The organism is Paenibacillus paeoniae, assembly GCF_003388735.1.
In the GTDB taxonomy this organism is placed as follows: Bacteria; Bacillota; Bacilli; order Paenibacillales; family Paenibacillaceae; genus Pristimantibacillus; species Pristimantibacillus paeoniae.
Genome location: NZ_QUBQ01000003.1, coordinates 149,053 through 168,591, shown reverse-complemented (window position 1 = coordinate 168,591; position 19,539 = coordinate 149,053). Strand labels below are relative to the sequence as shown.

General features: G+C 47.3%; 21 protein-coding genes. 6 read left to right on the top strand and 15 right to left on the bottom strand.

The window, feature by feature from the left end; genetic code table 11:
• Nucleotides 1-4 precede the first annotated feature (4 nt).
• Both DX130_RS17105 and DX130_RS17100 read right to left on the bottom strand, forming a co-directional pair.
• On the bottom strand, nt 5-1,039 hold the full coding sequence (locus DX130_RS17105; protein ID WP_420818532.1) for an ROK family transcriptional regulator: 1,035 nt from the start codon (nt 1,037-1,039) through the stop codon (nt 5-7).
• Between the two features lie 217 nt (nt 1,040-1,256).
• Complete coding sequence (locus tag DX130_RS17100) at nt 1,257-1,688, bottom strand: hypothetical protein (protein ID WP_116047471.1); 432 nt, start codon at nt 1,686-1,688, stop codon at nt 1,257-1,259.
• Nucleotides 1,689-1,822: 134 nt separating this feature from the next.
• On the opposite strand from DX130_RS17100, the gene DX130_RS17095 reads away from it, so the two are divergent.
• Complete coding sequence (locus DX130_RS17095; RefSeq protein ID WP_116047469.1) at nt 1,823-2,185, top strand: helix-turn-helix domain-containing protein; 363 nt, start codon at nt 1,823-1,825, stop codon at nt 2,183-2,185.
• Nucleotides 2,186-2,720: 535 nt separating this feature from the next.
• On the opposite strand, the gene DX130_RS17090 is transcribed toward DX130_RS17095, so the two are convergent.
• The gene (locus DX130_RS17090) at nt 2,721-3,860 is read right to left on the bottom strand and encodes an SEC-C metal-binding domain-containing protein (protein ID WP_165861335.1); all 1,140 of its coding nucleotides are present in this window, start codon (nt 3,858-3,860) and stop codon (nt 2,721-2,723) included.
• Between the two features lie 230 nt (nt 3,861-4,090).
• Here DX130_RS17090 and DX130_RS17085 point away from each other — a divergent pair, with 230 nt between their 5' ends.
• From DX130_RS17085 to DX130_RS17075, 3 genes are all read left to right on the top strand, one after another.
• Entirely contained in the window at nt 4,091-4,366 is a 276-nt protein-coding gene (locus DX130_RS17085) for a hypothetical protein (RefSeq protein ID WP_116047466.1), read from the top strand.
• A 224-nt stretch (nt 4,367-4,590) separates the two neighbouring features.
• Nucleotides 4,591-4,893: a hypothetical protein gene (locus tag DX130_RS17080; protein WP_116047464.1), complete on the top strand. Its 303-nt coding sequence runs from the start codon at nt 4,591-4,593 to the stop codon at nt 4,891-4,893.
• A 203-nt stretch (nt 4,894-5,096) separates the two neighbouring features.
• Nucleotides 5,097-5,726 carry a YfbR-like 5'-deoxynucleotidase gene (locus DX130_RS17075; RefSeq protein WP_116047463.1) on the top strand — a complete coding sequence of 210 codons (630 nt, stop codon included), beginning with the start codon at nt 5,097-5,099 and terminating at the stop codon, nt 5,724-5,726.
• Between the two features lie 146 nt (nt 5,727-5,872).
• Here DX130_RS17075 and DX130_RS17070 read toward each other — a convergent pair whose 3' ends face one another.
• The 6 genes from DX130_RS17070 to DX130_RS17045 all read right to left on the bottom strand — a co-directional run bounded on the left by DX130_RS17070 (nt 5,873) and on the right by DX130_RS17045 (nt 11,669).
• Entirely contained in the window at nt 5,873-7,078 is a 1,206-nt protein-coding gene (locus DX130_RS17070) for a CynX/NimT family MFS transporter (protein ID WP_420818536.1), read from the bottom strand.
• A 239-nt stretch (nt 7,079-7,317) separates the two neighbouring features.
• The gene (locus DX130_RS17065; protein ID WP_206098838.1) at nt 7,318-7,878 is read right to left on the bottom strand and encodes a helix-turn-helix domain-containing protein; all 561 of its coding nucleotides are present in this window, start codon (nt 7,876-7,878) and stop codon (nt 7,318-7,320) included.
• Nucleotides 7,879-8,086: 208 nt separating this feature from the next.
• Entirely contained in the window at nt 8,087-9,139 is a 1,053-nt protein-coding gene (locus tag DX130_RS17060; RefSeq protein ID WP_116047821.1) for an SPFH domain-containing protein, read from the bottom strand.
• A 22-nt stretch (nt 9,140-9,161) separates the two neighbouring features.
• Complete coding sequence (locus DX130_RS17055; RefSeq protein ID WP_116047458.1) at nt 9,162-9,956, bottom strand: TPM domain-containing protein; 795 nt, start codon at nt 9,954-9,956, stop codon at nt 9,162-9,164.
• Nucleotides 9,956-10,987 carry a TFIIB-type zinc ribbon-containing protein gene (locus DX130_RS17050; RefSeq protein ID WP_116047457.1) on the bottom strand — a complete coding sequence of 344 codons (1,032 nt, stop codon included), beginning with the start codon at nt 10,985-10,987 and terminating at the stop codon, nt 9,956-9,958. Before DX130_RS17050 ends, DX130_RS17055 begins: the two co-directional genes overlap by 1 nt.
• Before the next feature lie 25 nt (nt 10,988-11,012).
• Nucleotides 11,013-11,669 (bottom strand): PspA/IM30 family protein, encoded by a 657-nt coding sequence (locus DX130_RS17045; RefSeq protein ID WP_116047455.1) that lies wholly within the window; start codon nt 11,667-11,669, stop codon nt 11,013-11,015.
• Nucleotides 11,670-12,509: 840 nt separating this feature from the next.
• On the opposite strand from DX130_RS17045, the gene DX130_RS17035 reads away from it, so the two are divergent.
• Nucleotides 12,510-12,878, top strand: coding sequence for a hypothetical protein (locus DX130_RS17035; protein WP_116047452.1), 369 nt, complete (start codon nt 12,510-12,512; stop codon nt 12,876-12,878).
• 98 nt (nt 12,879-12,976) lie between these two features.
• On the opposite strand, the gene DX130_RS17030 is transcribed toward DX130_RS17035, so the two are convergent.
• Nucleotides 12,977-14,209, bottom strand: a complete 1,233-nt coding sequence (locus DX130_RS17030) for an aminopeptidase (protein WP_116047450.1) — start codon at nt 14,207-14,209, stop codon at nt 12,977-12,979.
• A 198-nt stretch (nt 14,210-14,407) separates the two neighbouring features.
• Here DX130_RS17030 and DX130_RS17025 point away from each other — a divergent pair, with 198 nt between their 5' ends.
• Nucleotides 14,408-15,016 (top strand): DUF1349 domain-containing protein, encoded by a 609-nt coding sequence (locus tag DX130_RS17025; RefSeq protein WP_116047449.1) that lies wholly within the window; start codon nt 14,408-14,410, stop codon nt 15,014-15,016.
• Between the two features lie 83 nt (nt 15,017-15,099).
• Here DX130_RS17025 and DX130_RS17020 read toward each other — a convergent pair whose 3' ends face one another.
• The 5 genes from DX130_RS17020 to DX130_RS17000 form a co-directional block, all read right to left on the bottom strand.
• Nucleotides 15,100-15,792, bottom strand: a complete 693-nt coding sequence (locus DX130_RS17020) for an ABC transporter permease (RefSeq protein ID WP_116047447.1) — start codon at nt 15,790-15,792, stop codon at nt 15,100-15,102.
• Nucleotides 15,789-16,703: an ABC transporter ATP-binding protein gene (locus tag DX130_RS17015; protein ID WP_116047819.1), complete on the bottom strand. Its 915-nt coding sequence runs from the start codon at nt 16,701-16,703 to the stop codon at nt 15,789-15,791. The genes DX130_RS17020 and DX130_RS17015 overlap by 4 nt, the downstream gene beginning before the upstream one ends.
• A 7-nt stretch (nt 16,704-16,710) precedes the next feature.
• Nucleotides 16,711-18,042: a SagB/ThcOx family dehydrogenase gene (locus DX130_RS17010; protein ID WP_165861334.1), complete on the bottom strand. Its 1,332-nt coding sequence runs from the start codon at nt 18,040-18,042 to the stop codon at nt 16,711-16,713.
• Complete coding sequence (locus DX130_RS17005; protein ID WP_116047444.1) at nt 18,039-18,938, bottom strand: hypothetical protein; 900 nt, start codon at nt 18,936-18,938, stop codon at nt 18,039-18,041. The genes DX130_RS17010 and DX130_RS17005 overlap by 4 nt, the downstream gene beginning before the upstream one ends.
• An 84-nt stretch (nt 18,939-19,022) precedes the next feature.
• On the bottom strand, nt 19,023-19,463 hold the full coding sequence (locus tag DX130_RS17000; RefSeq protein ID WP_116047442.1) for a hypothetical protein: 441 nt from the start codon (nt 19,461-19,463) through the stop codon (nt 19,023-19,025).
• Between the last annotated feature and the right edge of the window lie 76 nt (nt 19,464-19,539).

Below are 19,539 nucleotides of genomic sequence, written 5' to 3'. Positions count from 1 at the left end.
ATGGTTACGTATGGGTGTTGCATGAAATCAGCAAGTCAAGTCCAAGCCGCTGCAATCCGTATAGATAATCCTGCTTCCAATCGCTTACGGCCAGCTCCGGGAGATGCTCCTCCGGAACATATATTGCGCTTCTCTCCGCGATTTGATGGAGCATGGTTGAATTCACTTCTTCTTTCCCGAAGATGATCGCATGAGGGTTCAAGATGGCAGTGATTGCAGCAACGGTACGGCTTATCGCATCGATTCGTTCCTCCGTCGCCGATGAAGCTGCTCCCCCGCTCTCCCCTCTAGATAATGACTGTTGGAAGTTTTGTTGATCATACTGCGGAATAAAGGAAACTTCTCCCGAAAAATACGACTTCCCCCGCACAATCTCACCACCCACGATAATCCCTGCGCCTGGACCATTTTGCCCTAAATAGAGGTAGGCCAACGACGCTTTATCCTGCATCTTGTGATGATCCTGATAGCCTAGAACAGCGGCATTCATATCGTTTTCGACGACAACGGGAATAGATAGATGTTCCTCGAGATACAGCTTCAAATTCAAATCGTGGTAGTTCCGATATCCCGGGATAAGAATTATTTTTCCGTTATTAACCGCCCCCGGTACGCCGATCGATACGGCATGAATGGCTGGATAGGCAAGCTTGATCGTCTCAATAAGCTTCGTTAAGCTCGACACCTCTTCCACGATCAGACTACCTGTATTGCCATCATCGATTCGTTCACCCGAGGCATTGAATATGATATAGTTTGTTTCGTTACGCTCCAAAAAAATAGCTAAGCCCAACCGATAGTTTGGATTGTAGGCATACCTTTGCGCCCTTCGTCCCCCACTGGACTCATCCAACCCAACCAAAGAAACTTCTCCCGTCTTCTCCATTTGCAATAGAAACTTGCTCACCGTTGGGAAACTTATTTGCAAGGCCCCACTCAGTTCCGCCTTCGTGGCACTGCCCATGTCCAACAATACCGATCGAATGCCTCGTATGATGGCTAACTTCGTATCCTGCGGAGAAGGTATTTCATTCACCACTCTCACCTGCCTCGGAGTAGAAAAACTTTTTAAATGCGTTTAATAAGCCTTCATGATCATAGCAGGAATCATTCACTTGAACAATACGATTATCGAAGTTGGCCAAAAAAACAAAAAACCTGACCAAAATCGGTCAGATTTTCATTCCACTGGGCAGCGATACGCCTCATTAATTAGGTGAATTCTTCTATTTGTGCCTGTCCGGTCAATAATTCGTTCAGCATTCTTTGCGCAGCTTCAGATAGCGCTTAAGCCGCCTTAACGCTCGTTGCTTATTCAATCGAAGCAATTCAAATCGTGAAGGATAGAGTTGCGTCCACCATTTATCACGATCTGTCTCACTCCATCTTTGAGCCAAATGAATGATCGGGCAATGCATAATTTCCTTTTCGTAGAGCTGGATTTCACTCTCCGTATCCATAATCATCTTCTCCACAAAATAACGCTTCAACGTTCGATCATGGACATAGTGGATGAACTCATAATCGCAGCGCTCCACCTCTAGAATATTCTCGTCCCCATATCTACGACAATAACGAGGCGCGTCAGGCCAGCCATGCTCGATCGAAACGAACACGTCATAGGCTTCGTTGCTATCAGAATGATAAAACAACGCTTTTGCCGGAATCCCGCGTATAAGAAGATCCATAGGACATCCCTCATTTCATGTGAACAAATCAATTATATAACTTATAAGTTTAGTTGTCGATAATTTAACCAATAATGACCTTATAAATGAGCTTTCTTTTACCTACCCTCAAACTATTGAGGTGAAATAAGTCAATGGAGACACTTAAAAAATTCATCGGAAATCGAATTCGCACCCTTCGCAAGCAACGAGGCTTAACTCAAGAAGAATTAGCTGAAAAAGCAGATATGATGTATCAATATATTAGCGGTGTTGAACGCGGGACACGCAACATCTCTATCGATTCCCTGGAAAAAATCCTGATTGCGCTCGAAGTGGATTTTTCTAAGTTCTTTCCTTTTGAGAACGCAGAGGATCAGCCGATTGAGGATACAGAAACGAATAAAGAATATATTTTAACGGTACATAAAGAGTTTTTGCGGAGTAAGTCTGTTGAGGATATTAGAGCAATTCATCGCATATCAGAAGAGATATTGAAGTCATTTAAACGGACATGAGTCAGTGTATTTTAAAGATAACCACAAGTACATTTCTCTGAAGAAGCTGATGCCGCAACTTCGCTGCCACTCTTCTCAAGTTCAGATCTTACTGTTCAAATAACTGACTTCTGCTTGCATTATAGAGCAAATGGTCGGCAAGCAAAAACCTACTCGATACAATTTATTGAATGCACAAAGAAACTGTTTTTGGTAAGGGGCGGGCATTCTCCACTTTATCAAGGAACAATGTTTAATAGATGCAAAAAAGGGCGTCCCTCGGTCATCTTAGCGATAACTTGTGACAACCCCATTTGTATCTTGCCGAACAAGCAAGATGGGAGAACATAACAAAGGGCAGTTCCAGACCACATCTGGAACTGCCCTTTTCTCAGTATAATTAGTTGTGTGTGACAACTCTGTTTCACCATTTGGAGCGAGTTCGAACATTTAGCGTTTTCAGCACCACTATTTGCGAGTTTCTGCCCATTTGACGCGATTAGTGGTGTGTGGCACAACTATTCGCCATGGGAGGCAGCCACTTGTTGGTATGTGGCTAGGCGCTGCAGCATTTTTTGAATTTCTTGCCGCTTCCGCAGTAACAAGCATCGTTGCGTCCAATTTTCACCGGGTTCAAATGCTGGCGTGTCGCTGTTTTGGCAGGATTCGCTGCCTCACTTAGTTCAGCCGCTGTATATCCCCCATTGGACCACACTCTTGTATGATGAGCTGCGTCCGAAACCAGGCTGACAAACTTTTTAGCTTGATTCAGATCCTGGAACGCAATCCCTCTGTCCGTAAGCTCGTTTAGAACCTCTTCCATACCGCTTTCCCAAGAAAGCATGAGCTGGATATTCCCCATCATCAGAGAAGCAATTCCTTCCCTCTGCTCAAGCTCCTTCTGAATAAACAGCTTAAGCCTGTGCAACTGCGGAGTCATTTCGTAATAGACCGGATTGGCATATGCATGAAACTCCTCCTGATTCGGCAAATAATAAGGCTTGTCCTTTAGTTTAGCCAACAGCTCTTCGAGCTCGGACATCTTTCCATCTTCATAATACGTGTCGATTAGATAACCCTTCTTGTGCCATACAAAAGGCTGCTGCCTGATGCTGTGAGTCCGGCTAATCGAACGCATAGCTTGAAGCGTAATGGGATCGGCTTGATGAGAATTATAAATGTCCACAACCCGCTCCGGCTTGCAAGCGCCGTACAGATGAACTGCAGCACTCATATAATCAAGCACCAGTTGCTCATATGCTCTGGTCTGGTTCACCTGTGCCCAATCCTGCTTCTTCAACGCTTCCTTCAATTCAAGAGGTATGAAGTAGCCGTACTGACCCTCTTGCATCACGCAGACAAGGACGCCTTTATCAATCAGAAACCTGAACTTAACAGGCATAAATTCACTTACGGTTACAGCTTCCGAAGCCAATAGCTCCTGGTAAAAGCTGAATTCATCACTATGCATAAGCAGGAGCATCTCTTGCAAGGCCTCCGGCTGGACAACCGCCTCTTTCAATGCAGACACAAGATCCGACTTGTTCATTTTGGAGCGTCCAACAATGGCATTGGCGCTTGCTTTTTGCATGAGGCTATCTTTTTTTTGCTGCATAAATACATGGTTCAACCCAAATTCCGATACGGACTCCAATACATAATCACGATTCATTGCTATGTTTTGTTCCTTGTTCACGATTGTAATATTCCTCTCCATCTCTGTTGCAAAAATAAACGGTCATGCCTTACCTACTGACTACTATACCATTACCTTCACTGAAATGCTTCTTCCCCGAATATTATTAATCGTTTTAATTTTCACGCATTTTGCTGAAAGATTCCGTTAAATCTCCCTATTCATCTATCTATACCATCTATTCACTTCTGAATACGATGTACTATTCGCTAGTAGAAGGGAGAATAAGCATGAGCAAAAAAGTACAGATCAGCCAGCGTTTTGACGATGACGACGACTTTGATGATATTGATGACTTTGACTTCGAAGAAGCGGAACGTATCGCACGCCGAAGCGACCGTGACAGACGCCGTCAGCTCCGCAGACTCAGACGCCTGTTGAGACGACTCATTAGACAACTTCGCAGATTGATTCGCCGCGGCGCTGACCGCCGTGAGATCCGCAGATTAAGACGCCTCATTAGACGCATCCGCAGACTCATTCGCAGACTGGAAGATCGCCCTTAAGGCAAAACAAAACCTGTAAGATGACAAACATCCCTCTTACAGGTTTCTCGCATGTCGTGTCCAGCCTATCCACATCGGAGAGCGGACTTTTGGGGATAGCAAGACAGTCGTCTGCTTTTCCGTATAAAAGCGGAATTAAATCAATTAATCTCCCTATCAATCTATCTATACCATCTCAAATCTACTGAATAGAATGAACTAATCTTGCAGAGAGGGGGATGGTTATGAGCAAAAAAGTAGAGATCAGCAACCGATTTGACGATGATGATGATTTTGATGGATTTGACGATTTCAATGATTTTGATTTCGACGGCTTCGATGGGTTTGAAGAATTCGATCGTTTTGACCGCGAATCCGGATGCCGGAACAGACGGGGACGTAATCGTAGAAATCGCAGAATCAGACGCCTCATCAGACGCCTTCGTATTCGCCTGCGCAGATTGATTCGCCGTGGGGCTGACCGCCGTGAAATTCGCAGATTGAGACGCCTCATTAGACGTCTTCGCAGACTTATCCGCGAAATCTAATCCATCCTATGCTGCCTTTATTCGTAGATTGCAAATTCTCTGTCGCAAAAAAACCGTGCGATCTGCAACCCGTAAGGTGGACAACCGTCCATTTTACGGGTTTTACATTTATCGCAATTAAATTAATCATCCATTAACAATCGACATTTATACTAAGCCTCATAAAGCAATTATTATATCCAATGAGGAAAGGACATTACATTATGGGAATTCATACGTATTTTCAATCGCTAACCGATCTGGAGCGCATCATTCGTTGCCCAGGCAAATTCAAATTTCAAGAGCATAGCGTATCCGCACACTCCTGGAAGGTCGTTCAATACGCCAAGACATTGGCAGACATTGAAGAAAGCAATGGCGTAACGGTTGACTGGAAGAAGCTATACGAGATTACAAGCAGTCATGATTATGGCGAAATCTTCATCGGAGATATTAAAACGCCCGTCAAACATTATTCGCTGGAGCTGCGTTCGATGCTGCAACAGGTGGAAGAAGGCATGGTCGCACACTTTATCGATGAACATATTCCTGAGGAACTTAAACCGATATTCCGCAGACAGCTGCGCGAAGGCAAAGATCATTCTGTAGAAGGTCAAATTCTCGAAGTTGCCGATAAGCTCGACCAGATCTATGAAGCGTTCGCGGAGCTGCAACGAGGCAACACTGAGAAGGAATTTATCGTCATGTACAGAAGCGCACTGATCAAAATCAAAGGCATTAATCTGCATTGCGTCACCTATTTTCTCCAGAACATCCTGCCCGACATGGTCAACGAAGGCTCAAGATCCCCTATCGATATCGCGAAAATTACGAATGAAGCTCTGGCGTCATAACTTATTCCGCAGCACAGAGCTATTTCCACGCGATCTCCCTATTCACGACGACCTCTCACACATCATGAAAGCTCCCCTATATCGTCACAACATTTCCTTGATAATCCCTCAAAGCCCATCCCCTATGCACACCAAGCTTCTTCCCTTTATTCCACGTACCGATTCTTCGCTGCGCCAAGACCCACTATGCCGAGCAAGACGGATGCAGCAACCAAAATCATTAGAGGAGCCTTCCAGCTTTGTGTGGCGTCATGCAGAAATCCGAATAGCGTCGGACCTGTCGCAGCGAGCAAATATCCTACTGATTGCGCCATACCGGATAACTCCGCCGCTTGCCTGGAGGTCCTGGTGCGCAAGCCAAAAAACATCATGGACAAGCTGAAGGCGAACCCTATGCCCATACCGAGCAAGATAATCCAAGCCATCAACAAGTTCGAGCTTCCGTACAGCAAACCAAGCGTTCCCGCCAATATAAAAACGGACGTAAACACAACCAAAATGCGCTGGTTGGACATACGGGCTGCAAGGACTGGTACGATAAAGGTAAAAGGAAGCACAGCCAATTGCATCATGGACAGCAGCCAGCCGGATTGATCGGAGCTCACGCCTTGCAGGCGGAGCATATCAGGAAGCCATGCAATCAGCACATAAAACAACATAGACTGAATCCCCATGAACAAAGTGATTTGCCACGCAAGCGGGGATCGCCATACATTCACTCGGCGCTCGCTTTCCGAACTCACCGAAGCGATTGCCGCCTGGCGGGAGCGAAGCTGCGGCAGCCACACCAATAGAGCAACGAAACTTAAAATACCCCATACGCCAAGCGCACCCTTCCATCCCAATCCTGCGCCCACCGCAAGCGGTACGCTGATGCCTGAAGCAATGGCTCCGCACAGATTCATGGAGATGGAGTATACACCCGTCATGACGCCCAGCCGATCGGGAAAATCCCGCTTAATCAATCCCGGCAGCAATACATTGCACACCGCAATAGCTAGTCCCAATATCGCTGTACCCCCGAATAAAGCCGCTGTGCCGGATGCGGAACGCAGTACAGTGCCTATGAACAAAAACAAAATCGCGACGAGCAATACCCGCTCCATGCCATATCGTCTTCCAAGCCGAGGCACGAACGGAGACAGCAAGGCAAATGCCAGCAATGGCAGTGTTGTAATCATTCCGGCCCAAGTGCCGGTCAATTGCAAATCCCCTCGAATGAGCTCCGACAAAGGGCCTACCGATGTTAGAGGAGCTCTCATATTCATGGCAATAAAGACAATTCCCGCTATGAGCCAAAAAGCAGCCGAAGGGCCGCCCAAAGCACGATGTTCCCTTGTATGCTCTTGCATGCGTTTTGTTGCATTCATGTTGACTTCCTCCTTTTATCTCACAATCCATTAGAGATAATTTTATATTATAATATATTTAACGTTTGATATTGTATATCATAATATATGAAAATCCTTTTGTCCATATCCATATTCTGCCCCACTTCTGCATAACTGAACGCAATTGCTGAAGCACAAAAAAACTCAACCCATGCGGATTGAGGAATTAAAACGTATATTCATAGCCCGAAAGCTGCACATTAGTTGTATTTCAAAATAAGGTGCAGTACGGCAAGCTCATCACTCGGATTCGTATAGGAATGGGCATCGTCTGCGCGGAAGCTGATGGAATCATAGGCATTCAGCGTATACGTCTCATCATTCACATTGATCTCGATCATACCGGACATCACCGTAGCAATCTCCGTCGTGTGCGGATGATGCATCTCCGGATAATAAGAACTGTTCGGCTGCAAATACGCCCGGCATATCTCGACATCCTGGCTGCTCTGCTGAAAGATCGGTTCGATTAACCAGGTATCGCCGTCGCCGGCTATTCTGAGTCCTTCCCCCGCACGCGACACTTGAACGCCGCTTTGATCCGAGAAGAGCGCCATCAGAGGAACCGAGAGACTTTTGGATATTTTCCACAGCATACCGATGGTTGGATTCGTATCTCCCCGCTCAATATTGCCAAGCGTCAGCTTGCTGACACCCGACACTTGCGCCAGCTCCTCCAAGCTCAGCCCCTTGTCCTTTCGCAGCTTCTTGAGGACGGAGCCCACTTGCAGCACGACTTGCCTCGGGTCATCAATCTCCATTGGTTGCAGCCCCTCTCTTCCGCATATTCAGTCCGTCATACTCACTTTCTCTATTATAATAGAACGTCCATTATAAGCAAAACAAACGTCCTGTGCCTGCGGCAGCAAAAAGCTGACTCCGGAATAAACCGGAATCAGCCAGGTATGGTCTATATCCGCTGAGCAGGAGAATAAACCGCTGTTGACAGTCTCTTTTAACCGAAATCGTCTACCCCAGCTTCTGGCCGCAATTGGGACAGAAGTTCGCACCTTCCGTTTTGGTTCCGCAATTCGGACAGAAGTTCGGCTTGGCGCCGCCTTGGGAAGCCGGCTGCCCTGTCGGCTGCTGCTGATCCCCCGATTGCTGCTGACCCGCAGGCTGCTGCTGCCCAGAGCCCGAAGCAGGCTGCTGAGCATTCCCGCCTTCGCCATTCGGATTCTGGCCCATGTTCTGCATCATCTCTTTGGCGATATTCATACCCATCATCATGCTCGCCATATCCGCCGCAGCGCCGCCACCTTGCATTTTACCAGAAGCCATACCGTCGACCATCGATACTTGCTGGTAACGCTGCATATCGCCGATCATGCTGTGAGAAGCGGTCTTCGTAATCATCTGTTGAATTTCCGGCGGATAGTTGAAGCTCATCACTTGGAAGCCAGTAATGTTAATGCCGCTTGCCAGCAACTCCATATCGAGGTCCTCACGGATGCCTCTGGAGATCGCATGGGCATTCGCTTGCAGATTGAACATATCTTTGCCTTCAGTGCTGATCCACTTCATCAGCAACTGATCCAGCGCCGACACGATTCTGAGGCGTACGTCCTCCACCAGATAGCTCTCTCTGACACCCGCGATTTTATCAATGAACGTCACGTAATCCTTGACTTTAAATACAAAGGTACCATTCGCGCGAATCGGCAAGCCGCCTGGAAGCTGCGGCGTCGGGATGAGTATCGGATTTTGCGTTCCCCAGCGGACGGTAAATTCTTTCGTATTCACAAATACAACTTCCACTCGCATGCCACTGTTAAATCCAAACTTAAAACCTTTCAACGTAGAGAGGAACGGGATGATTTGCGAATCAACCGCGTACTCCCCTTCATCCTGGAAGATACCCTCGATTTTCCCGTTATGAACAAAAATCGCATCTTGTCCAGGACGAATGATCAGCTTGCTCCCTTTTTTGATCTCGTTGTTGCTCCACTTCCAAAAAATCATATCATCACGGAACTCTTCCCATTCCACAACATTGGCAAATTGATTTTTGAAAAATACCATAAGATCGATCATTCCTCTCTAATTAAAATTTTCCTCTGCTGCCGCTATGCGAATGGCCGCCCGAAGTCCGGCCTCCTCCGCCACCGCCACCACTGGTATTGGTCGGCTTCGGTATCGGCTTCTTCGTAACCGTCGTGCGCAGGTAGATGTCGTGCTTGTTGACAATGCCTGATGTACCAGCGTTCGCGTATGTTCCGGCATTGACCGTTACACGTCCGCCGGCATTCGCCCTCATACCCCATACAACGAAGAACGCGATAAAGAAAGCTACTGACAACTGGAACCAGCCATTAAATACAATGTTATCCGGGTTAACGCCCGGCTTAAACCCCATATAGCGATCCGCGGTACTTAAATAATTGGAAAAAGCGGAGTAATAATTACCGTTAGTCAAATTCGGCGTAATCTTGTTTCGGATTTTATCCAGCCTTCTTTCATCCAGAAACGTCTCCGCTTTGTAGAAGCCAGCAAGATAGATATCTCTATTCTTCATATCCAGCGTCAAAATAACTGCGTTGCCATGAGGCTTGTCATAGCCGAACTGCTTATTATCGTAGAAATCTTGAGTCAACTTCTCCACATCGACATTATTCTCATTATTCGTAGTATAAATAATGAAATCCGTTTCCCGTTTCTGGGCATACTTTGCTGCGGCACTTTCGAGCAGCTCTCTTTGATTCCCATCCATCAAATTGGCATCATCATAGATCATCCGCTTCCCCTCTGCCGCATACGCAGTGAAAGAGAAAAATGGGGAAACCAGTACGACCATCATTGCAATGAGCAAGGCAGCTCCTATGAACCGTCTCCTTTTCATCACCAGAAACCGCCTCCCATCGCCGCGGAGAGAATCTTCACGGATATAAGCGAAGCCAAGAAAATCCCTGAGAACCACAATGTCATTTTGCCTAGGCTGATCGGCGGGCGACCCACCACTTTGCCTGTCTGGCCGTTCATCGCAAATGTGTATTTCTTCCGATTGTAATCATAGTGGAACATCCATACCGGAAGCAGCACATGCTCCGCCTTACGCGACGTTGTATCGACATCCTTGCTCTGATACGTAACCGTATGATAATGCGACATGGTTGAGCGCACATAAGAATCAATGTAACCGTCCACCTTATGCTGAGCACGCGGCATCAATTGACGGTCATCGAAATTGTATTTCTCAGCGATGAATCCTGCGAGATAAGGGGTTTTGAAGTTTTTCAATTGGTCATACGGGAATGGCTCCAGCTTATCCATAAGCTCATCATTCATCTTCTCCGACGCGTCAACCGGAACCTTCACATAATCCAGTACGATATCCCGGTAGACATCGAAATGCTGAGTCTCGGTATACATATAGTCGCCTCTAGTGTAGGATCTTACTTTCGTGCCATGTGCCCGAACCTCGACATCGCTGTGCAAATCGTACAACCAGAATGGGACGTACAGACCTGTTACGCCTTTAATCCGGTTCGCCTTCATGAAAGCCCCCGGCGTCAGACGACCATTCTTGCACCACTTCTGGAATGCCTTCTGTGCCTCTGCCTTGCTGATCGCGAACGGAATTACTTTGGCCGGGGCAAATCCGCCCGCCATCCGGTCGATCAGCACAACGCTGGAGTTGCAGAAGCTGCACATCGTTGCCGTTGTCTCCGGCTCAGTAACAATGACTGCTCCGCAGCTGTTGCACTGATATTCCTTCGCCTCGCCATGTGCGAATACAGAAGGATTCGGGGCATCCGAGGATTGCTCGATGTTGTCCTTTCTGCCACAGCTTCCGCAGGACAGCATGCCCGATGCGCTGTCAAATGCCATTTCCCCGCCGCAATTCGGACATTTATAATCTAATACTGCCAATTCCTTCACCTGCCCGATGTCATAATCAACTATTTCGATTATTCAGTTTGTTTTTGAGTTCAGCCAGCTCATCCACAGGATCTTCAGCTTTGTCCTGCTCCCGTTCAAGTTCGGCGAATCGCTCATCCAGATCGCTGCCCTCATCCTTCTGCAGCTCTGCGATCGCAAGCGCTTCGTAATACGCCTGCTCCGCTTTATCTTCCACAGCCTTCAGCGCTGCCCCGCTTGTGTTGTGCTGGGCTTGGGCTGCGGTCAACCGTCCCTTGGCTTCGAGCGCGCGTGCTTCCAATACTCCGATATCAGCCGACAATTTATCCTGCAGCTGTCTCATGCGTTGTACATTCGCAGCCGTCGTCTCATAGGCGAATTGCAGAGTCATTTCCTTCTTCGCTTCTGCCGCCTTCATCTCCAGAAAACGAAGTGCTTCATCATCTCTGCCATCCTGGACCATCTTCTCCGCGTAACGCTGCAGCTTCCGAATCTCGGCACGGCATTCGTCAAGCTCTCTTCTCGCCCGACTCTCATCGGCCAGCATCGACGCCATCTCTGCGTTCACTTTGCCCAAATCCGAATTCAGGCCTCTCATATATTCGTTCAATGCCTTGATCGGGTCCTCCGACCGGTTCAGGCCAGCATTCACATTGCTCGACATGATCATTTTAAATCTGGACAGGATGCCCATTAGACTGATCCCTCCTTCAACATTCGTATTTCCTACTCTAATAGTACCTGATTTGTGGGTGAAAGGATTCACTTATTTGTTTCCGCCATACCCTTAATTTCTATATCTTGTTGAGTTGCGGCTGAATTGATGACATGGGATAATTGGTTATTTTTTTTATTGAACAAAATATATCCTTCTGATAGAACGCGTTTCGATGGCATGTATATCAAATCTCATTCGTAATTTCATGTCATTTTTACGGTTCAGCAAGCACAAGTGATAAAGATACGATTGTGAGAAGAATATTAATTGCTATGGATTGAATTATTCATTCAATTCTTGATAGTAGCAAGCATAAAAGATGTGTTCTTAACCTGGGATGAAGGAATGAAAACAATACTGCGCAAATTACTTTTGATTCTATTCAATACTGTAATCGGAATACCTATCCCGATGGTCATTATTATCACGCTGGACAGTGAATTTAACGGAAGAGTGCTATTACTATCCGTTTTCTATCCTTTGCTATGGATAAGCGTGAATTTCATATTATTAAAAAAAGTTCCCTGAAAAAAAATCATTATTTATGTAGCCATCATTTTAGGAATTACAGGAGTTACGGCGATTATTTCATTCTGGATTTTAAACTTCTTATTATTCGGCTCATTACGATTGAAGCATTAACTCTAATATCATACTGCATCATACAAAATCACAACAAAATTTCCCTCATATTCTGCTGGTACGCTAAATATAATGGACAGAAGGATTTTTACAACCGAACAGAACGCTGGCCAGCATTCATGCACCTAGATAGAAACTCCTTCTACAATCCCCCACTTTGAAAGGACGATAAGAATGAAATTGAAAAAGTTAGCTATCCTGTTCACTACGGTTATTATGCTTCTCATGACTTCTGCTGTCGCAAGCGCATCCGTTCCACTCAACCGCACGGATACGATTACGGGCCAAGGCACGCTAAAGATTACGGGCAGTGCCTACTTCAGCGGATCTCCTGCTGCAGGGGTTCTCTTCGCTAGTGTCTATCGCGTAACAGGCGGCACAGAAGTACTGGTGGAGAGCAGCCGTTCGAATATTTTCTCGAATCCGAACGTCGTCAGCTACACGATTAACTTCAATACAAATTTCACGCAAGGCACCTATATTATTCGCTATTCACATAGCGGATCGCTTGCAGATTTAACGACATACGTACAGTTTCTCTAATACTTAAACAATAAGAAACCGTCAGCCCTGTGACTGCACCCCAATGGTTAGATCATTGGAGATGCGGACCACCGTGCTGACGGTTTCTTTACGTTGATTTAATACGCCCAATTCCCTTTACGGAAGACAGGCTCAATGGCGCCGTCCGGCAGCTCCCCGTCAATATCGAGGTCCCCGCAGCCGATCATGAAATCCACATGCGTCAAGCTGACGTTCGCGCCACGCTCCACCAGTTGTTCATTGGTAAGCTTCGTGCCGCCCTCCAAGTTAACGGGATAAGCGCTGCCCAGCGCAAAATGACAGGAGGCGTTCTCGTCGATGCCCGTATTGTAGAACACCCGGTTCATATTCGAGATCGGCGAATCATGCGGCACCAAAGCGATTTCCCCCAGGTAAGCCGCACCCTCATCCGTCTCCAACAACGACGTTAGATGCTCCTTGCCCGATTCTGCATCATATGCCACAACCTTGCCATCCTTGAATGTGAAGGTAATGCCTTCGACCAAACGGCCGTTCAAGTTCAGCGGCAGCGTACTCTTCACCGTTCCATTCACACCCAGTCGATGCGGCATGGTATACACTTCTTCAGTCGGCATATTGGCGACGAAATACACGCCTTTTTCGTTCTCTCCACCGCCTCCGCGCCAAATATGTCCCTCTGGCAGCTCTATGCGAATGTCCGTGCCCGGCGCGCGGTAATGAAGACTCTTGTACCGCTTCTCGTTCAATTGGTTCTGACTCTTCTTTAATTGAGCGATATGGTCGTGCCAAGCAGCGATCGGATCTTCCGTATTGACACGCGCCATACGGAATACCGCTTCCCACATCGCATTCACACGCTCTTCCTCCGGAAGATCGGCGTATACTTTGTCCGCCCATGCCCGGGTAGGCGCTTTGATCAGCGACCAACTGATCTTGCTGTTCCGCGTATACGTCGAATATTCCTTGCGTGCGATAGCTGCCGCCTTGACTGCTCTCGATACTTTGGAGGAATCGATACCTTGGAACAGTTCCGGGTTAGGTACTTTAATATGAAGAATGGCTCCGCCCTCTTCCGCAAAATGAACCATGCTGTCCGCCTGCCACTGCGGGTAGTAGTCAAAGGAATCGTCCGATGCGTTCTCATACCGCGCGCGGGTAACGGCATCATCATCCCATTCTACGATAACGTACTTGGCCCCTGCCCCATACGCCTTGGCTACGATCAATCGCGTAAGCTCAGCCGTCTCGATCGGCGCATGGACAATTAGTACCTGCCCTGCCTGGATGTTCACGCCTACTCGGACGACCAGCTCCGCATATTTAGTTAACTGCTGTTCGAATGTGTCCATTGTTATTCCCCTTCCGTCTGTTGCTTCATTCTAAGATGTCTATACTGCCATTCATTACAAAAACCTGTATATCTAGCATACCAAATGCCCAATGTTATTGCATCCGCGCAAGGACGAGACGAATTTGACAACGACTGGAAGAGTGCTCTAGCATGGGAATATAGCAGTACGTTATACAAAGACAAGGAGTGAAGTGAGATGGATACAAAAAGCATTCCTTGGGATCAAGGAACATGGACGACCGAGCCGGTCATGATTAAGGTCGAAGACGGCTTTCTGAAAGTCACCGCAGAGAACGGAAGCGACTATTGGGAGAAAACGCTGTATGAATTCCAACACCGCAACGGACACGCGCTGCTGGCGCCTTGGGAGGATAGCCAAGCGATTGAAGTAACCTTCCAGCTTGCATCATTCACTGAATTATATGATCAGGCAGGACTTATGCTGTGGCACGGTCAAGAGCAATGGATCAAAGCTGGCGTCGAGCTCAACGATGGCGTTCCACACCTGGCTGTCGTAGTTACCAACGGCTATTCGGACTGGTCGCTGGCCCCCGTGCCTGAGTGGGTGGGACAAGAGGTAACTATTCGCGCTTCCCGTATGAAGGATGCCGTTATTCTGCGTGCCCGCTCGGGATCGGAAGGCTGGCGAACGATTCGCGTGGCACGGTTTCCTTACCTAACAGACAAACAAGCCGGTCCCTTCTTCTGCGCCCCTACCCGCTCAGGCCTAGAAGTCGTCTTTACCCGCTGGGTTCATACTGCCCCGGACGCTGATCTGCATACGAACCCTCCTGTGGTGGAATAACTCCGTTAAACAAAAAAAATAGCCCCCGGGCGTTCATCACCGAGGACTTCGGGGCTGCTGGCTTCGTTCTAGAGAAATGTCGATCATAAATCCAGCCGATGAATATGACGCATCAGAAAACCGGTACTGAACAACCCTGCCAGTACAAACAGCAGCCTCACGCTCTCCACGTTAAAATACGTGCCGGGGAAACCAAGCTGAAATGCCCAAATCACGCCAAAAGCCATGGCAGCCACAATAGTTACTGTGGTCGAAAAGCTTCTTATTCCAAGAGCTACTGCCAGCAAAACCGTCAGTCCAATACATAAGGCGCTCCATCCTACTGCCCCCATATACGCAACTGACATATGCGAGACGATTGACATCGGCTGCTCGGCGTAATAGGTATAGGGAGACAACAACAGAAGAAGCGAATTTTGGAGCAACGTCGACAGTACGGTAGCCAGTATGCCAAGCGCACTGATCAGAATCAGCTTAACTGCTGCCAGCCTGCTGCGATGGATGCCGCTCGCCCATATGGTCGTAATTGTCTTGTTCCTAAATTCCTGTATGAAAATTTTGGCCCCCCACACACCTGCGAAGATGAAGCATCCTGGCCATACAATGGAGTTGTTAATCTCCCTGATCGCTACTTTCATATCCGGAAACATGGCCATGCCGCCCGTACTCATCCCCAAAGCGTAAAGCATCAAAAACGCAGCCCCGTTAAAGAGCAGGAAGGTCAACAATATTTTGCCGGGTTTAAATTTAACCCATTCCATTCTCAGCAAATTCATATCGCTTCCCCCTCTTTTCGCTCTGCGATCATCGTCATATAGTAATCTTCCAAACTTTCCGTCAAAGCTTTCATTTCAATCATCTCGATTTCATTCTCGATGAGACGCTTGATAGCCTCTGTCGCTGTAAGACCGGCTGCAGACACGACAACGGTCTGATGATAGATATTCACCACTTCGAACACTTTCTTAAGCTTCTCCACATGTAGATCCAGATGTTTGATTTTAATCTCATAGAGCCGGATTTCGGCATCCTGCAGCTCCCCTATCCCTTTCTCCTTGCACAGAACTCCTTTATGCATAAACCCGATTGTATCGGCACAATGCTCAATTTCATTCAAAATATGGCTGGATAGCAGGATCGTTGTCCCTCTTTCCTTTTTCAGCCGGATGAGCAACTCGCGAATCTCCTTGATGCCGGACGGGTCAAGTCCGTTAATCGGCTCATCCAAGATTAAGAGCCGGGGATTGCCAATGAGCGAGCGAGCAAGCCCCAATCTCTGTTTCATTCCCAGTGAAAACTGCTTCACTTTCTTGTCCCTATGCTTATAGATTCCCAACATCTCCAGATATTCTTTCATATCGGAGAGCGGCACTTTCTTGTATCGGCAATGAATCATCAGGTTTTCTTCCGCGCTTAGCGAGGAATAAAAAACCGGTGTCTCAATCATCGCGCCTACCTCGCTCATTAAGTCGCTATTGCGCTCGAGTGTTGTCCCGAATAGCTTGATAGCCCCTTGCGTGGGCAAGGCCAGCGTCGTAAGCATCTTCATCAACGTCGTTTTTCCCGCTCCATTCTCCCCTAGCAATCCGTAGATAGTGCCCGGTTGAACTTTAAGATTGACCTGGTTAACGACGGTTTCATGTCCATATTGCTTGCTTAGCGATGTTGTTTCAATGATATATCCCACACGCATCTCAACCTTTCGCTGTCTTCCCAGCTGTAATTAAATACATGGAATGCTCCGAGATTCCGTCGAGATTCAGCAATTGATTCAACTCATTATCGACAAAACCCATCAAGCAACAGGAGCCGAGCCCATAGGCCGTGCACATCAAATGAAGATTTTGCGCCACATGCCCACAGTCCAGCAAGATCACCCGATACCCTCGTTCATGATACTTCCATTGATTTCTCCAGAAGTTCGCTCCCAGTATAACGGTAAATGCAGCCTGATCCAGCATGCCCGAATAGCCGCTTAGGTTTTTGGATATGCTCTTCAGATTATGATCGTTGATACACGCTAGCCGATGATCAAGCGGATCGTAGTAATAGATACCCGTCTCAATTCCGCTCACATGCTGAATGGCCAGATAGATATCGACCGGATACAACCCTCCACCCGATGGAACAGCCCGAACTTCTAATCCGCTCTTCATTTTGCCGGTTACGCCATAGGAGTAATACAGAATATTGCTCAAGGTCTGCAGCTCAACAGGTTCATTGGAATAATGCCGCTTCGACCTTCTCTGCAAAATAATCTCTTCCAAGGCGAGGGCATTCCCTCTGGTAGGCTCGGGAAGCTCGATATACGACTTCTCGTAAAAGGTCTTCCGCGCTCGTAAAGTCAGCTTCTTCACGCCATCATCGATTTCATCCAGCGGCTTCATGAAATCCCCCTGCTGATAGAATAGATGCAGCTTGGAATTCTCATGATAAAGTCGCGACAACCTCGTCTCCTCGCTTAAATCCTTCTCCACAATATTGCTCTCATGAAGCAGCAGCACAGCAGGATTGGCGAGCGTATACAGATCTGCCGCGTCCTCTAGCGTGATATCAGCAGGGATCTTCTCTATACCGTTCCAGACCAAAGCAAGCCTCTCGTATTGCTCTCTGCTTGTGCTGTCAAAACGGGATACGACAAGCTTATTCCTCTGAAAAAGATCCCGCTCATTCTCGGGTGCCCGCCCCTTCTGGAATAAATAAATAGCCGTCTCTTCGCTCGAGTGAAGCCTCATCATCTCCGACTCGCCCACCCATCGTTCTAAGCGATGGGCGATCGTCTCCATCTCCAGATCAACATCCTCGACCTTGAGCAGATCGTAGATGAAATTAGCAATTCGAATTGCTTGATTGCTGTCTTCGATTTGAAAAAACCGCAACGTCTTCTCTACGTTATCGATAGCGGCCTGATTAGGCTGGCAATCCGAATCGATTAGTACGGGAATTTTCTGGCCATTTACTTTCACATATTGAAGCTGCTGTCCGCTCCCCGCCACATTGATATATTGCTTTGTGCTTTTGTTCATCGTTCCGCATCCCATCTTTTAAGATAGACGGCTTTTTGTTTGAAGTTATACCGCGGCATATAATACACCTTCTCTACATCCAGCGTTCGGTCGGAAGCGTTGAAGATGATTGCCTTGCCGTAGCTTGTTTTAATATTCAGCTTTGTCAGCGAAATAATCGCCTCTAGCAGCAGTTCATTGATGCCCATATTCTCCAGCAACACATTTCGGGAGATGCCGTGCTGTCCCGCCGGCAGCTTCAGCTGGTTTTTCAAGCAAGAATAATCTATATGGTTTTGCTGATTGAGGATGGGACTGATCATAAACGAGTCGCTGTAGAATAAGACGAAGGACCATAAGCTTGGCGCACGCCCGTATAACCGTTCATGAATTTCATCTAGGATCGATAACTGCGTGGAATCTACGCTAACCAGCACGAAGTCGAAGGCCTGCAGCTTCTCCAGCTCATCCAGCTCCACGTACCGGTAGATCAACCCTAGCTCTGCTAGTAGACCAGCAAGCTTATGAGTATGGTTGCCCCCAGCATAGATGCAAAAGGTAACGGCTCTCATCTTCTCGGCATACAATCGAAGATTGCTTGTATATTGCGAGAGAAAGATCAACAAGTTTCTTTCAGACTCATCGATGGGTTGCTCGCTAAGAAACACAAGCTCCTGCTTGCTCAAGAAGGCCAAAATATCCTTCAGCTTCGAGGGACTTAGTTGTTCCTTGTATGCCTCACTAATCCAAGACAAAGCAGCATCCCGTTCAAGAGCCTGCAGCATATCGCGTATAACCCCATACATTTCGTTGTTTTTCATTGTGAAGGAGCTCTTCTGCGTAATAAACTCCGCTTGTCGGCCCCTATCGTCCTCAGTGATCCGGTAAGGCAGCGTATAAGCATAATTCGCTTCCATGGGCTTCTCCTTTCCGTATAGCCTTAGGGTAATCAAGGTGTAAAAAGCATTTGCTTTTTACACCTTGAAGGGAATAAGAATGCATTATTTCTTCGTATCATGTTCCAGCTCAATATCATTGACATCGACCGAAGTCGTTGTGCAGCCCAGGAAGCAGTTCTCTTCGTCCACCACGTTTTTGCGGTTTTGCTCCGTTACGACTTCCAGCTCAATATCGTTTACGTCGACCGATGTTGTAGTACAGCCTAAGAAGCAATTCTCTTCGTCTACCACGTTTTTGCGGCTTTGCTCCGTTACAACTTCCAGCTCAATGTCGTTTACGTCGACCGAAGTCGTTGTGCAGCCCAGGAAGCAGTTCTCTTCGTCTACCACGTTTTTGCGGCTTTGCTCCGTTACGACTTCCAGCTCAATGTCGTTTACGTCGACCGATGTTGTTGTGCAGCCCAGGAAGCAGTTCTCTTCGTCTACCACGTTTTTGCGGTTCTTCTCACTCAGAATTTCCAGTTCCATGTTCTTTTCCATCATTTCAATTCCTCCAATGTATAATTTATTTATTATAAAATGCAGTTCAACTCGCTCCTCATAGTCGCCTTATGTACAA

Bases quoted from the DNA above. Each gene is read 5' to 3' on its own strand.
- DX130_RS17075 (WP_116047463.1), top strand. From the start codon at position 5,097: ATGGGAATTCATACGTATTTTCAATCGCTAACCGATCTGGAGCGCATC.
- DX130_RS17035 (WP_116047452.1), top strand. From the start codon at position 12,510: ATGAAATTGAAAAAGTTAGCTATCCTGTTCACTACGGTTATTATGCTT.
- DX130_RS17065 (WP_206098838.1), bottom strand. From the start codon at position 7,878: ATGGAGATTGATGACCCGAGGCAAGTCGTGCTGCAAGTGGGCTCCGTC.
- DX130_RS17060 (WP_116047821.1), bottom strand. From the start codon at position 9,139: ATGGTATTTTTCAAAAATCAATTTGCCAATGTTGTGGAATGGGAAGAG.
- DX130_RS17095 (WP_116047469.1), top strand. From the start codon at position 1,823: ATGGAGACACTTAAAAAATTCATCGGAAATCGAATTCGCACCCTTCGC.
- DX130_RS17045 (WP_116047455.1), bottom strand. From the start codon at position 11,669: ATGGGCATCCTGTCCAGATTTAAAATGATCATGTCGAGCAATGTGAAT.
- DX130_RS17025 (WP_116047449.1), top strand. From the start codon at position 14,408: ATGGATACAAAAAGCATTCCTTGGGATCAAGGAACATGGACGACCGAG.
- DX130_RS17100 (WP_116047471.1), bottom strand. From the start codon at position 1,688: ATGGATCTTCTTATACGCGGGATTCCGGCAAAAGCGTTGTTTTATCAT.
- DX130_RS17020 (WP_116047447.1), bottom strand. From the start codon at position 15,792: ATGAATTTGCTGAGAATGGAATGGGTTAAATTTAAACCCGGCAAAATA.
- DX130_RS17005 (WP_116047444.1), bottom strand. From the start codon at position 18,938: ATGGAAGCGAATTATGCTTATACGCTGCCTTACCGGATCACTGAGGAC.
- DX130_RS17000 (WP_116047442.1), bottom strand. From the start codon at position 19,463: ATGATGGAAAAGAACATGGAACTGGAAATTCTGAGTGAGAAGAACCGC.
- DX130_RS17070 (WP_420818536.1), bottom strand. From the start codon at position 7,078: ATGCAAGAGCATACAAGGGAACATCGTGCTTTGGGCGGCCCTTCGGCT.
- DX130_RS17055 (WP_116047458.1), bottom strand. From the start codon at position 9,956: ATGAAAAGGAGACGGTTCATAGGAGCTGCCTTGCTCATTGCAATGATG.
- DX130_RS17080 (WP_116047464.1), top strand. From the start codon at position 4,591: ATGAGCAAAAAAGTAGAGATCAGCAACCGATTTGACGATGATGATGAT.
- DX130_RS17010 (WP_165861334.1), bottom strand. From the start codon at position 18,042: ATGAACAAAAGCACAAAGCAATATATCAATGTGGCGGGGAGCGGACAG.
- DX130_RS17085 (WP_116047466.1), top strand. From the start codon at position 4,091: ATGAGCAAAAAAGTACAGATCAGCCAGCGTTTTGACGATGACGACGAC.
- DX130_RS17030 (WP_116047450.1), bottom strand. From the start codon at position 14,209: ATGGACACATTCGAACAGCAGTTAACTAAATATGCGGAGCTGGTCGTC.